This is a genomic window from Chitinophaga pinensis DSM 2588, from assembly GCF_000024005.1.
Taxonomy (GTDB): Bacteria; Bacteroidota; Bacteroidia; order Chitinophagales; family Chitinophagaceae; genus Chitinophaga; species Chitinophaga pinensis.
The window spans coordinates 9,079,014-9,093,085 of the sequence record NC_013132.1; the positions used below are offsets into that span (position 1 = coordinate 9,079,014).

Sequence of the window (14,072 nt, forward strand, 5' to 3'; positions counted from 1 at the left end):
CTAGCGGCCGTTAATGTACAAAATTTAATTGCTATTGACGAATTACGAATGACGAGCGGATTGAGATCAGGTCACTGCAAACGCTCTCGCCATCAGTAATGACAATGGCAGAAGGATCAGTACGAGCAATGCGTGAGGCAGCGTGGAGAATGCGGCTACCCAGGCGGCATTCATGGCGACCAGCGCTATGATACCTCCCTTTACAGCCTTTCCTATGTTAGGACCGGATGGGTCTTTAATGGCATTGAATAATGGCAGATTGATCATGACTGCAAACAACAGGATAAATGGTATCGCAATCACAATATGTCCGTTCATTGCGGCCAGCGCCAGCATGGTACCATATACCAGGGCATAACAGAAGGCTGTAATGCGCAGGGTACGGGTATTTCCACCATGCACCTCTCCACGACTAATAGCGGTCACCGCAGCGATGTATAATACAGGGATCAGGCCAATCCACCAATACTTATTTAAGGCAGGCACAACCATACTGATACCCATCAGCAGGTTCAATCCACGGCACAGTCCCATATTGATCGGGCCCCATGCCTGGTGTTTACCCCATTTATCATATACCAGCGCACACACGGCAATACCCAGTGCCAGGTAACCGGTGATACGGCCTACTGTAAAAGCAGCCAGTACACCTACCAGTAACAGGTAACTACCCAGTACAATGGCTTGTGTCATGGAGATCACGCCACTCGGAATAGGGCGCTCAGGGCGCTCCACCTTATCCAGTTCTGCATCCATCACATCATTGAAGACTACGCCACCGCCGTACAATCCGATTGTTGCCAGGCACATACATACTACTGGTAACAAATGATCCAGATAACTGGATACTTCAGAACCCAGAAATCCGGAAATAGCTACGCCAGCCAGTATATCTGCTACTGCAGTTACTATATTGGCGGGTCGCATTAAACGTAAATATCCTAATAACTTGCCTATAATATAATTCACCGGGCTCGGGTTTTCAACAAGCAAACAATACAAATGACCGATCGTGCAGCAATGCAACAAAAGGCTGCAATCTACATGTACCGGGCATTGGCATTACCGACTTGTAACTGTTTATCTGATAATATTAGACTGTTTATCTATTCTTGGCTGCTGACCACCACGCAGCACAGTACTTCCATTAAACTTCAGACTCTGATCTACATTTTTTACGGTATCAAAATCAGCCATGTCCATTTGACCACTCTGGGCAAAAGCAGCTACAGCATTGCCGAAAGTTACCAAATGAATATCATTCAAGTCAATACCACTTTCGTGCATGAGTGCCGCGGTTTTAGGTACAGCCAACGGGTCACTGATACCCCAATCGGCAGCAGAATTGACCATTATGCGTTCACTACCATACTGTTTTACGATTTCCACCATACGCTCATTACCCATTTTTGTAAACGGATAAATAGTGAATGCAGCCCAGAAACCACGGTCAAGTACTTCTTTTACAGTCTCTTCGTTGTTGTGGTCAACGATAATCATATGCGGATCCAGTCCGTGTTCCAGCGCAATATCCATACTGCGCTGCGTCCCTTTTTTCTTATCCCGGTGCGGGGTATGTATCTGTACAGGTAGCCCTGCTTCTTTTGCCAGTTCCAGTTGTGCGCGATAGTATTTTTCCTCTGCAGCGGTCTGATCATCAAAGCCGATCTCACCAACACCTACTACGCCCTCTTTGTAAATAAAGGATGGTAATATTTCCATTACTGCTTCTGCCAATCTTTCATTGTTGGCTTCTTTCGAATTCAGACCTATTGTGCAGTAATGCTTTATGCCAAATTGTGAAGAGCGAAAACGCTCCCAGCCGATCAGGCTGTTAAAATAATCTCTGAAAGTATCTACTCCTGTACGTGGTTGTCCCAGCCAGAATGCCGGTTCTATGATCGCCACTACACCTGCATCCGCTAATGCCTGATAATCATCGGTTGTGCGGGAGGTCATGTGTATATGCGGATCAAAAAAACGCATTCCCTTGATGCGTTCCATATACGAGGAAGATGTTGTGATAGGTTGAAATTCTTTACCTGTTAACTCATGACTGCAACACATGTCTTTTACTATTTATTTGAGACCTGTAAATGAACAACCTGCTACCGCGGGCTGAGATTTCCGTTTCGCAAGTTAAGATTATATACACTGAAGGTGTGATACACGTTTATGCTATTCGTGCGGCAACACTATTCCAGGTAAGGCGACCGCCGGCAATTTCTTCTTTTAAGGTGGCTGATTCCTCCAGCAATGCAAGTGCTGGCGCATATGTACTTGAAGCACAAGCTAAAGCAGCGGCTTCTTTCTCTACATTCACCGCTGAATTCCAGACACGTTGGATGTCTGCGAAATTGTCTGCAGTAATAAATGGCCCTACCAGGCGCCATAACAAAGGATGTACTGTCCTGCCGGCAGCCCAGCGTTCATGGGCATAGTCTGTTAAAATGGCTGCCAGTGCTTCGTTGGCTCTCTCGTCCAGTCCGGTAATAAGATGAATCGGTTTGTCTGTAAAAAACGCCTTCATTACCAGCTGATTCCATGCCGGTTCGTCCAGATGACGGGAAGGATAAACATTATACAACATGACAGCTTCCTGTACCGGACCAATATTGGAACGGATCCCCTCTGTTGTGCGGAATATCCATGCCTCCGGCCATGCCAGCAATGGTAATGCGCTGTAAAGCGCCGCCTGCTCATTCATATCGGCGGCATCAAACAGTCCCTCGATCACTTTCACATAGGTATCCTTATCGTCAGCCGGCAGCTGCAATAACCACCACAGCCTAACCACTTTGTCTAACGTCGATCCCTGTATGAAAAACGGCGTCCCGTCTGATAATGCTATAAACGGTTGCTCCGTCTGCACCAGCTGCTTCCCGGCGAAACGCGGAATAGCTGTAAAAGTAAGATTGAATCGCTGTACGCTTACAGGTACCCCCAGTTTTTCCTGCTGCTGTTGTAGCCAGCTGAGTGCCTGCTCCGTACTGTTGTGCTTAATGATATCAAATAATAACGCTTCCGTTTTATTCCTGTCGTGGTAATACGCTTGTTCCATCACCCGGGCTAATTTATCTAGTGCTAAAGTTAGCAGATTAAGTATTAAAAAAAGTGAAAAACTGTGATGGATGGTGTAGTAAATAAAAGAGAGGCACCTTGTGCCTCTCCTTCCGCCATTCTAAAACCTGATCAGTTCAATCAGGAGTATCTTCATCAGCAATAATTCTGCGGAAACTATTGCTTCATAAAATGCATTATTGATTACAGGGAAAATAAAATACTATACGTGGGCTAAACGTTACGTTTAAGCAGCATAGATTTAGATTTTTGCCTGACATTGCATATGCAATATAATCAATTATTTGTTACAACTGCAATCGAATGGGCAAAAAACTATCCAGTGGGGTACTATTTTTAAACTGAGAAAGCATAACAAACTCATTTTGAATTATTTCTAAGCAATACAAGGGGTGTGTTAACATTCCAGTCAGGCCGGAAACCATCCTGAATCATGAACCCTTTTGAATAGTTTCCCAGCACAATATCAGGGTCTCCATCCCGGTCAAAATCACCCACATCCATACAGATCCAACGCCCTGCTTTTTTCAGTTCCGGCATCGTATGAGGCGTAAATTGCAGGGGCTTCTCCTGTCTGAAAAGTATGAATTTCTCTCCCGGATGATCCTTCAGATCAGCAAAAAATGCAATACTTGCAATGTCCGGATCGCCATCGCTGTCAAAATCAGCAGCCACTGCCTTTGTACATCCGTTGACCGGGTAAAACCATTCCTTTTCGAAATGGAAGTCGCCTTTATTGAGGTATAAATACACGCCATGAAATGGCTTCAGCTCCATAGAATAATCACCATTATCACCAGATGTATACAGGATGTCCGGTAATCCGTCTTTGTTCATATCCACCACCTGAAAACTGGTGGAACCATTCAATGGAGGAAAACGCAATAGCTGCTGCTGTTTAAAGCCACCCTTGTGATCATTCAAAAACAACCATATCCCTTCATCTGCATAAGCAAACAAAGTCATGATATCCGGCCAGCCATCTTTATCAAAATCAGCTACCTCCGAATGAATAGCACCCGGTACTTCCCATACCGGCAACTTTTTATAATCGTCTTCTGCCGTTTGCTGCAAAACATACAATCCACCATAATCATGTCCGAATCCACATACCAGGTAATCCATACGGCCATCCCTGTCAAAATCAGCTCCTATACTCTGTACCGGACGTGGAAGCCCCATACCGATCGTTTTTACCTGTGCAGCCTCCGGCTGGGAAGGATGTATCTCCCACAACATGCCCTGCGCCACATCTACCGCCCTTAAATTGCCGATACAGGTCAGCAAGCCTGTATCCGCTGCCCGCCAGTTCAGGTCCACCGCTGCCGATTGTAGTTTGATCGCCTTATGACTATGCAAAGCCGAATCCCAGCGGAACAAAGTACCACTATGTTCAGAAGAAGAATATAACTCCCCTGTAAAAGGATTGATATTCACCATCGTTGTAGTCGCCGTCACGATCCCTAACATATCCCTGATCTCTGCTTTAGCGCCAATTGCCTCCAAGCGGGCTTTCAGTGCTACCGCCGCTTCCCTTGTAATGCCTCTTTTAATGACATTAGGCACGCCATCTACCAATCGCTTGCTGTCTACCAACCCCAGCTCCGTCTCGGCCTTTACCTGCTTCACAAGCGTTATTTTATCAGGCCCGGTCTCCGTCAGTACCACCTCGCTGGGCGATCCTTCCGGTCCGGCCACCTGTATCTCAAACAATTTCAGATCTTCCGCCAATGGCTGCGGGGCTTTAGCCGCCTCCAGCTTTTCAGGCGCCAGTTCCTTATAAAATGCCACAATCGCATTCCAGTCCTCAATACTGATATTCACGCCCTTCCCTGGCTTCACATAATAGCCACTGCCCTGCCAGACGCCGATGCCCAGTTTGGGCGCCATCGCCGGTAACACATGCTGTGTCCAGGTGGCTTTATCCAGCATCGCAGGGGCGACCGGCAGGTGACAACTGCCGCAATATTTTTCAGAAAGAAGTTTGCCTTTATCCTGTTGGGAAAGTGTACAGGAGGATAGTGCGAGAATGAAAGGGAGTAGTCGTTTCAAGTGCGGATACGTGGTTGCGTACAACAATACATGATGTGGCAACGCAAAGCAGAAAATAGAGCCTGTTTAACTATTTTTTTAGCTTCAACAGTAATTCCTTCGCCGGAACTTTTTTCACATTGCCATATTTGTCTCCAACGACAAGCGATTTGTCGCTGGCAGCGCTGGATTCTATCAACTTCCTCACAGCTTCGTTCACTCCTTTAAGCACTTTCTCCGAAAGTTCGTCAATATGCTTCTTATTTTCCATGGCGCTCACTTTGCGTTAAAATATTCCCCCAAATATCGTTTTTTATAATCATTTTTTCAACTCCATTTCCCTTGGCTATAATCTCTGCTGGAGTTTCCATACTTTCAAGCACTAACCATTCGTCACAAATAGGTATATACAAATTTACCAAATTGTAAATTCCCCTATGATACCTGCGTATGATTACATCTTCCGGAATATTATGTCCTCCTGTTTCAACTCGTTCCGCAACACGCTGTCTCGCAAATTCTGGAGAACTCAACCAGAAATATAACAACGTTACGTTATAACCCAACGTTTTTGCTCTTTTTACCAATGACACATAACTTCTCGTTGATAACGTTGTTTCAAATGCAAAGTCCGATTGTTCTGTTAGCAAATGATCTATACGTTGCAACATAATTCTTCCTGCTTCCAAAGCAACATTTTCAGGATTAAAAGGAGAAAGACCAGCAGCAATACTATCCGCATTTATAAATTCGCGACAATTAAGAATACTTGGAAGCACAGTATTAACTCGCCGTCGTTTTCCCGGCGCCGTTACAGCCAGCTATTTCAGGCATATTGTAAATATACCTAAAAAAGGAAAAGGCCCTGTTACCAGGGCCCTTCCATTTCCTCTTCGAATAAAAGTGTAAAATCTTAGTATCCGGTATTCTGTTCCAGTGTTTTCGCACCAGCCTTCATACTCAGGTCAATCTGACGCTGAGGAACAGGATAATACTCATTACGTGGCGCTACAAATTTAGCTCCTCCCAGGTCAGTCGTGATCTTGGATTCATATGCAAAGAACTTAGTCATCTCTGCATTCGCGGTACCCCAGCGAACGATGTCGAAGTAACGCTGACCTTCCATAGCCAGTTCCAGTTTACGTTCAAAACGGATGGCCTTCAACGCATAGGCTTGCCCTTGTGCAGCAAAACGGCCCGCCGGATAATTAGCTACCACATAGTTTGCAGCTGGTGTAGTAGAGAAACCGCCCATCGGATTAGCGTCATTCGTATATTTATACACGGCACTTTGTGGGTTTGCAGCTCTTGTACGCACCTGATTTACATAGGTCTGCGCTGCATTCAGGTTGCCCAGTTCAGCTTCTGTTTCAGCTGCCAGCAACAACACATCTGCATAACGGATCAACACCAGGTTGATCGCAGAACCAGGCGCCCAGGAGTTAGGATCTTTATACTTATCCTGGTTATACTGCCAGTACACATTCTTTTTAGGCGCATAAGGACCTGCGTAGTCCTGATCACGCACCCAGCTACGGCCAGGGTGATTACCCCAGTCCAGGAAAGGAATACCACGACGACCTACTGTCCAGTCCAGACGAGGGTCTACCGGCGCTGTATCTGGCGTAAATGGTGCTGTAGAGAGTACTTTCATATCGCTCTTCAGCGGATGATCGTTTGCATCATCCAGGAATGGCAGTCCTTCTGCATTTGTACGGTAAGAATTAGCCAGGTCCTGTGTCGGCTGATAAAATCCGCAACAACCGAATGGACTGTTGTAAGGAAAGTTCAGCATTTCACCCTGGTTACCGTTAGAGATCTGACCAGAACCATTGTTGGCAGACATCTGGATAGCAAAAACTGACTCTGAGTTGTTTTTTGTAGCAGCATCAAAGTTGTCTTCGAATCTGTTGGTCAATGCATAACGATCGCCTTTAGCAGTAACACCCTGTGTGGTGATCAGATCAAAAAGCGTCTTGGCGTTAGCCCATTTTTTCTGGTATACATAGGTTTTCGCCAGATAAGTACCCGCAGCCCACTTATTTGCACGACCTATCTGAGACTGTGTAGGCGGCAGTGTTTCATAAGCGAACTGGAAATCTGCTTCAATCTTTGGCCAGATGTCCGTATTATTTGGTTGTTTATAATCCACCAGCATCGTCTCATCCACCCAAGGCACTTTATTAAACATTTTTTTCAGCTCAAAATAATAGTGACCGCGCAGAAATTTAGCTTCTGCTTCCACCTGCGATTTTTCGGATGCCGTCATATCAGTGACATTAGGCAACAATGATAAAATCACATTAGTACGAGTCACACCATCAAACAATACTTTCCACTTCGTATTGAAGAAACCATTACTGGCATCAAACTGACCGGTAGCGATAAGGCTGATAGGCGGCTGGTCAGTCGCATCACTACCCTTGTGTGCATCACCACCAGCAACACTCCCATAGATCCAGTTGCTTGGAGCAGCTTCCCACGGGCCACCGCCACCAATCGCAGCAACATCCTGCTGCTGACCATCCAGGGCGGCATATGCGCCAATGAGCAATTCGCCTATACCAGCTTTGGTTGACACATCAGTATCCGTGAGAGAGCCTTGTGGAACACGTTCCAGAAAACTTTTGCTACACGCATCGAAGAACAGCCCTCCGGCTACTACGGCTGCAACGATTATATATTTTGATTTCAAGAATTGTCTTTTCATTTTTTTTGTTTTAATATCCTCAATAGTTTAACCTTTCACGTTAATACCGGGCCGATATTAGAAGCCAACATTAACGCCCACCAGGAACTGACGTTGGTTAGGATAAGCTCCCTCGTCCAGACCAAATGCCTGCGTACTACCTGTAATCTCAGGATCAATACCCGTGTATTTGGTAATAGTGAACAGGTTTGCAGCCTGTACGTAAATGCGGAATTTCTCAATACCCACGCGGTTTAACAATGCTTTTGGCAGTGTATAGCCTAACATCAGGTTCTTCGCACGCAGATAAGAACCATTTTCTACGAGGAAAGAGTTAGGAACTGTATTGGTACTGAAAGATCCTTCGTTCTCCTGGATAGGTGCTTTTGCATTCTGATGGTCAGGTCTCCATGAGTCATACAGCGCAGTTTTACTTTTCGCACCTGCGAAAGATGGATAGAAGTCAGTCCACCAGCGTACCTGATTCCAGATTTCATTACCCTGCGTACCGTAGAAGAACGCCGTGAAATCGAAGCCTTTATATTTCAGTTCGATGTTCAGACCATAACTGAAGTCAGGGCTTGGGTTACCAAGGAAGGTGCGGTCCGCCTCAGTGATGATACCATCACCGTTTGTATCCTGATAACGGAAGCGTCCCACGCCAATACCAGTCTGGTAAACTGCATTAGGATTGTTGGTCGCTTTCTGTGCATTATCATTTGCTGTTGCAACTTCCTGAGCAGAATTCCAGAAACCAACGGTTTTATAACCGTAGAAACTGGAAATCGGATGATCTACCGCATTACGGATAATGAAATTACCGTTGAAACGACGTGCTTCCAGATCGAAGTACGGCGCATCACCAGATACATTCACGATCTTGTTGGAATAGCTTGTAAACGTAGCACCCAGTGTTAAGATCAGATCTTTTGACAGATTAAGATTTACCAGGTTGATGCCGAGATCAATACCCTGGTTCTTCATTTCCGCAATGTTCACATCAGGAGGTGTCGGACGTCCGGCAGTTGCAGCCAGTTCAGGTTTGAATAACAGGTCTTCCACACGTTTCTGATAGTAATCAGCGTTGATTTCCAGTTTACCTTTAAAGAGCGTCGCATCAATACCAATATTCATATTGATATTGTTTTCCCACTTAGCGTTCGGGTTACCGATGTAAGTCTGTAAGAAACCTGAGTTAATGGTATTCGACGTTCCACCAATATCATAGAAAGAAGATCCCTTGTTAAGACCATACTGGGTAAATGCATTCGCAGGAGTTACGTTGAGCTGATTCCCCATAACGCCATAACCACCTCTGATCTTTAAGTCTGAGATCCAGGATACCTGTTTCAGGAAAGCTTCCTGTGAAATACGCCAGCCTGCGCTGACAGCCGGGAACCAACCATAGCGGTAATTAGCACCAAACCTGCTGGAACCGTCACGGCGAACAACTGCACCTAACAGATATTTATCCATCAGACTGTAATCTAACCTTCCGAATATGGAGAAAAGTCCATCCGTACCATTAGTACTGCTATGGTTCATGGTACCAGTACCGGAACCCAGATTAGTAAAATCAGGATCGAAGCTGAAGTAGTTCTGCGTAGTTGCTGTTAAAAAGCGGTCACGATTATCATAAGCCTCTGTACCTGCTACAACCTTGATATTATGGATCGAATTGATCGTCTGTGCGTAGGTCAATGCGTTAGTCCATGTATAGTTACGGCTATTGATAGACGTTTCTGTATATGAATTTACTTTATTATTCTCTGCATTTTCGTATTCAGGATATGTGAACGAATGTGTGTAACCTGAATAGATCTCTCCACCGAAGGTAGTGCGGAAGGTGAAATATTTAAGGAAGTCTACTTCTCCATACACGCTACCCAGCAAACGGTTGATCAGACCACGGTTATCCCTCGTACGGTCCTGTATAGCAACCGGGTTACGGGCGTTACCCAACTGCGCGCCATTTGTACTGAACGAACCGGCAAAATTACCATTGATATCATGTACCGGAATGATAGGCTGTTCGCGGAATGCCATACCAATACCACTTCCTTCTGTTAAAGCAGTGATACGGGGGTTGTCAATTACGGAGAAGGCCATGTTTTCACCGATGCGTACATGTTTGCTCACATTGTAATAACTATTGGAACGGATAGAGTAACGTTTCAGATAAGTATTCTGTAAGGTACCTTTCTGATCAAAATAGTTAAATGACAGGAAATAAGCGCCCTGTTCGCCGCCACCACCTACAGAGATGTTATGGCTCGTAATAGAAGCTGGTTTGAATATTTCATGGAACCAGTCTGTACCCTGTTTATTAGCCCTGGTAATACGATAGAATTTATCCAGGTCTGCAGGGGTTTTGTAGTTAGGATCAACAAAATATTTTGATGGATTTACATTAGGATCTCCTTCCATCAGACCACCTGGAGCGATGTAGTCAGGCAGTCTGGGTGTAGCGCCTGTACCATATAATCCATCATTATAAACAACATTCGGATTGGTATTTTTGAGCGCCATCCATTTCAGATCAGCCATTTCCTGAGAATTGAGGATGTCCCATACATTACCTCCTTTTGGACGTTGTGTACCATAGTAACCGTCATAAGTAACACGCACTTTACCATCGGCTTTACCGCGTTTAGTCGTAACGATTACCACGCCGTTTGCAGCTCTTGCACCATAAATAGATGCAGATCCCGCATCTTTCAGTACCTGCATGGATGCAACGTCATTGGGATTCAGATCTGCAATGTTCTGCGTAGGCACACCATCAATAACGTACAGCGGCGTGTTGTTACCAAACGTATTTACACCACGGATACGCACCTGCGGCTCCTGGCCCGGCTGACCAGAACCCAGTACAGTGATACCGGATACCTGACCCTGTAACTGATTGCTCACCTGTGCTGTGGGCTGACGGCTGATCTGGTCTACGTTTACAACAGATACAGCACCTGTCAGGTCTTTCTTTTTCTGCGTGGCGTAACCTGTTACAACCACTTCATCCAGAGAACCTACTTTTTCAGAGAGCACGATATTCACCGTGGTAGCCTCTCCAAGTACGAACTCCTGTTGGGTATAACCTACAAATGAGAACACAAGTGTCTCACCTTTTTTGGCGGTAACGCTGAAGTTACCAGCAGGGTCAGTGGCCGTACCCTTACCTGAATTTTTAACTGCCACTGTTACTCCGGGCAAAGGGTTACCGGAAGCCTCGTCGGTGACTTTACCGGTAATTTTAGTCTGGGCGAATGCGGCGCTGGCAAATAATAACAACAACAACCAGCAACACGCAAAGGTGCGGTAGACATGTCTCTTCATAACGTGAAACGTTTTTTTTGGTTAATAAAAAGCCTGTTCGGGCCTGAAGACTGCTTTTCGTTGGCAGGTACAGGCACGAAAAATGACCGGGTTAAATCAATATCCTGGTCTAAGAGGGACAATATATAACTCCTTACTTCAGATTAACTCCAATACTGAACAGCTACGCAGTTCAGCGCAAATACATCCAATCAATTGTTTACCTGGGAATTGTGGTACACACAGTTTTAAAAGAGTACAGTTTAGTTTTGAGTACAGTTTAGTTTTTTCATATACGTGTTAACATCAAATTTTAGGGAACACGGAAATAGATTTTGGTTATACTTAAACACACACTAAAATTTCAATTGTTAACTGTATAACAAGGTAACACATTCGTTTAATTTAAGCAAGACAACCTGTAAATTTTTAATCAGCTTTTAAGAATTTAGTACTAGTTTTTTCAAATCTTAAATAAATCGGCCTTTCCGGGAACCGGAATTACGAATGACGGAAGTCCTGCAGCAGTAAACGTATTTTTTACACTCATTTTTCCACATTCGTAATTCACCATTTCCGGCGTCATAATTTATCTGTAATGACTTTCACCGCCCGTCCTCTTTCCAGCTCATTATGCTCCTGCCACTGATCCTGCTGTTTTGCCAGCAGTTGTTCCATCTGCCAGGCCATGAACTTCGCTTCCAGTCTTTTCAGACAAAGCTGCTTGTTCTCTAACTGTGAACGGCTGTCCATCGCCAGTACCTGCATACCCGATGGCAGATGCGTACCGCGTACTGCCGTCTCCACCTTATTAACATGTTGACCGCCAGGTCCGGACGCCCGGCATGATTCCAGTTTCACGTCCTTCAGATTCCATTCCTGCTGTTTATTCACATCAAAGACCTCCACACCCACAAACCAGTTCTTTCGTTTATGGTATTTTCTGAAAGGACTCTGCGCTACCCACTGTATCGTACCCCGCCATTCCTGTATAAACGCTTCAAGGGTCTTGTTGCTTGAAATACCGCCTGTCTGAATCAGTAATACCGCCGACAATAAAGTTCCTTTCAGATGTCCTTTTGTGCTCTCCAGTAAAGTGATATCCAATGCTTTTCCACGGGCATCCTTCATCATCATTTCTACCACCCTTGCCACGACTCTGCTACATTCCTCCGGCCCTCTTCCGGCCGTTACCTGTATAATTGACTTGTTCATTGTACTACTCTTTATGCATTCTTACAATACGGGGCAGGAATCGTCCTTCCATCGCCACCAGTTCTTCCTGTGCGCCGATCACACTTTCTATGTCCTTATAGGCCAGCGGGTTCTCTTCCACACTACCGCCGATCAGCGTAACATTCGCCGCCGCCAGCATCTTCTTTAAGGCCGATACCGTCATGCTCTCTCTTGCACGCTTACGGCTCATTGCCCTACCTGCTCCGTGTGAAGCAGAATACAATGCCTGCTCTTCACCCTTTCCGGACACCAGGTAGGCCGCCGTTGTCATACTACCAGGAATAATACCCAGTTCTCCTTTATGTGCCGGCGTAGCCCCCTTACGGTGAACAATCACCTTACGGCCATCCGCCAGCGTATCTTCCCACGCAAAATTGTGGTGATTTTCAATGGTAGCTAAGCGCTCCATACCCAAAGCCTTCGCCAGATTGATATGGATCCTGTCATGGCAGGCTTTGGCATAATCTCCCGCCAGCTGCATACTCAGCCAGTATTCCTGCCCTGCTTCACTGTTCATATCCAGCCAGGCCAGCTGCTGCGCTTCTCTTGGCAACTTACAGGTATCCATCGCGATCTTCGTATAATGCATCGCTACATTCGCGCCTAAACCACGACTGCCGGAATGTGATAACAACGCTACATACTCCTTTGCCGGCAATCCAAGCGAATTGCCTTCCGCTAAGGTGATCATACCAAATTCCACGAAGTGATTACCACTACCGGAACTTCCCAGCTGACGTGCCGCTTTTGCCTGCAGCTTTCGCAGCATCTCGGTCGACTGAAACGCCGGATCATCCAGCACCGCATGTTCCTGCGCTACTTCCAGTCCGCCTTCCATACCGAAGTGCGTCCATTCCTTTAATGCCATCTTCATCTGATAACCAAAGCGTTTGATAAAACTCTCACCTTCATCAAAAATGGACAAAGCCATACGGCAACCAATATCCACACCAACAGCATAGGGTACAACTGCATTTGCAGTAGCCAGTACACCTCCGATCGGCAAACCATAACCGGTATGCGCATCCGGCATCAATGCGCCCTGTACCGTCACGGGTAATGACATGGCCAGCTCCATTTGTTTTTTGGCGCCATGCTCTATCTCCTTCGCACCATATATTTTCAACCTGCCGGTCTGCTCCAGTAAAGCAAATTCCTGGTGATGACACACCTCCTCATGATCAATAAAAGTAGCGGCTATCTTACCGAGTACTTCATCACTGAGATATTGTTCAGGCGTAGCTTTCACAGCTGCCAGCAATGTGAGCAACTGCTCCTTCGTATGATGCTTAAAATGTTTTGAAATTGTATTAATGACCAGACTTCTTGCACGGTCATTTGTATAACCGATTTTACTCAGTTCTTTTGTGCGTAAATTGCCCATGTGGGTACGAATAAATTGTATAGAAAAGTATACCATTCAACAGATGGTGAACGGTGATTTGTGGCAATAAGAACCCTTTCCGCTGATGCGGTTGCACGCTTTCTATACAAACATAACAAGGCCTCCCGTTAGTGAATAACGATCATGGTGTAACACGCTGTTGACAGGCAATAAAAACCTTGTCAGACAACAGCCTGCTACAATCGGCCAGCATTACGTACAGGCATTAGCTATACTGATGATGATAGATCATCAATACCTGCGCACGTCCCAATAAATTAAATAAGGATTAAATGCCTGAGTTAGGCAGCGGGCGAAAAGGGTAATATGTGAATACGT

At 45.5% G+C, this 14,072-nt stretch carries 10 protein-coding genes; all 10 read right to left on the reverse strand.

Going from position 1 to position 14,072, the window contains the following annotated elements:
* Positions 1-66: 66 nt before the first annotated feature.
* The 10 genes from eboC to CPIN_RS36000 all read right to left on the reverse strand — a co-directional run bounded on the left by eboC (position 67) and on the right by CPIN_RS36000 (position 13,733).
* Positions 67-927, reverse strand: a complete 861-nt coding sequence (eboC, locus tag CPIN_RS35955; RefSeq protein WP_044220510.1) for a UbiA-like protein EboC — start codon at positions 925-927, stop codon at positions 67-69.
* A gap of 153 nt (positions 928-1,080) precedes the next feature.
* Positions 1,081-2,004 (reverse strand): TatD family hydrolase, encoded by a 924-nt coding sequence (locus CPIN_RS35960; protein WP_245552067.1) that lies wholly within the window; start codon positions 2,002-2,004, stop codon positions 1,081-1,083.
* A gap of 169 nt (positions 2,005-2,173) precedes the next feature.
* Positions 2,174-3,061, reverse strand: coding sequence for an EboA domain-containing protein (locus CPIN_RS35965; RefSeq protein ID WP_012794828.1), 888 nt, complete (start codon positions 3,059-3,061; stop codon positions 2,174-2,176).
* Between the two features lie 380 nt (positions 3,062-3,441).
* On the reverse strand, positions 3,442-5,133 hold the full coding sequence (locus tag CPIN_RS35970; protein ID WP_148230709.1) for a ribosomal protein L7/L12: 1,692 nt from the start codon (positions 5,131-5,133) through the stop codon (positions 3,442-3,444).
* 70 nt (positions 5,134-5,203) lie between these two features.
* Complete coding sequence (locus tag CPIN_RS35975; protein ID WP_012794831.1) at positions 5,204-5,383, reverse strand: DUF8506 family protein; 180 nt, start codon at positions 5,381-5,383, stop codon at positions 5,204-5,206.
* The gene (locus tag CPIN_RS35980; protein ID WP_222838175.1) at positions 5,373-5,891 is read right to left on the reverse strand and encodes an ATPase; all 519 of its coding nucleotides are present in this window, start codon (positions 5,889-5,891) and stop codon (positions 5,373-5,375) included. Before CPIN_RS35980 ends, CPIN_RS35975 begins: the two co-directional genes overlap by 11 nt.
* A gap of 134 nt (positions 5,892-6,025) precedes the next feature.
* The gene (locus CPIN_RS35985; RefSeq protein WP_012794832.1) at positions 6,026-7,822 is read right to left on the reverse strand and encodes a RagB/SusD family nutrient uptake outer membrane protein; all 1,797 of its coding nucleotides are present in this window, start codon (positions 7,820-7,822) and stop codon (positions 6,026-6,028) included.
* A gap of 57 nt (positions 7,823-7,879) precedes the next feature.
* Positions 7,880-11,134 carry a SusC/RagA family TonB-linked outer membrane protein gene (locus CPIN_RS35990; RefSeq protein ID WP_012794833.1) on the reverse strand — a complete coding sequence of 1,085 codons (3,255 nt, stop codon included), beginning with the start codon at positions 11,132-11,134 and terminating at the stop codon, positions 7,880-7,882.
* Positions 11,135-11,695: 561 nt separating this feature from the next.
* A complete protein-coding gene (prfH, locus tag CPIN_RS35995; protein WP_012794834.1) occupies positions 11,696-12,328 on the reverse strand; it encodes a peptide chain release factor H in 633 nt (210 codons plus the stop codon).
* Between the two features lie 4 nt (positions 12,329-12,332).
* Positions 12,333-13,733, reverse strand: coding sequence for an RtcB family protein (locus CPIN_RS36000; protein ID WP_044220514.1), 1,401 nt, complete (start codon positions 13,731-13,733; stop codon positions 12,333-12,335).
* Positions 13,734-14,072 lie beyond the last annotated feature (339 nt).